Below are 542 nucleotides of genomic sequence, written 5' to 3'. Positions count from 1 at the left end.
ATGCGTTCCGCGGTGCGCAGCGCGGCCGAGGTCATGATGTCGAGGTTTCCCGCGTAGGCCGGGAGGTAGTCGGCGGCGCCCTCGACCTCCAGGAAGACCGAGACCCTGAGGACCTCGCCCGCGCCGGGGGCGAGGGTGCGCAGCGGGTCGTCGGCCGCCACCTTCGCGAACTGCACCTTCTGCTTGAGCCGATAGCCGGGCACGTACTCCTGCACGCGCGCGACCATCTCCTCGACCGATGCCGTGACGGACTCGGTGGCGCAGTCGGAGACCAGGCAGTGCACGGTGTCCCGCATGATCAGCGGGGGTTCCGCCGGGTTGAGGATGATGATCGCCTTGCCGCGCCGGGCGCCGCCGACCCGCTCGATGGCGGAGGCCGTGGTCTCGGTGAACTCGTCGATGTTCGCCCGGGTGCCGGGTCCCGCGGAGCGGGAGGAGATGGAGGCGACGATCTCGCCGTAGTGCACGGGGGTGACGGAGTCGACCGCGGCGACGACCGGGATGGTGGCCTGGCCGCCGCAGGTGACCATGTTGACGTTCGG

The 542-nt window shown here is 70.8% G+C and carries 1 protein-coding gene; it reads right to left on the bottom strand.

Going from position 1 to position 542, the window contains the following annotated elements; translation table 11 throughout:
- Window positions 1–542: acetaldehyde dehydrogenase (acetylating) (locus tag ALMP_RS35305; RefSeq protein WP_264935856.1), on the bottom strand; the 542-nt coding region annotated here is incomplete at both ends.

Origin of the sequence: Streptomyces sp. A012304, from assembly GCF_026008495.1 — a bacterium.
In the GTDB taxonomy this organism is placed as follows: Bacteria; Actinomycetota; Actinomycetes; order Streptomycetales; family Streptomycetaceae; genus Streptomyces.
This window is presented reverse-complemented; position numbering and strand designations above follow the sequence as displayed.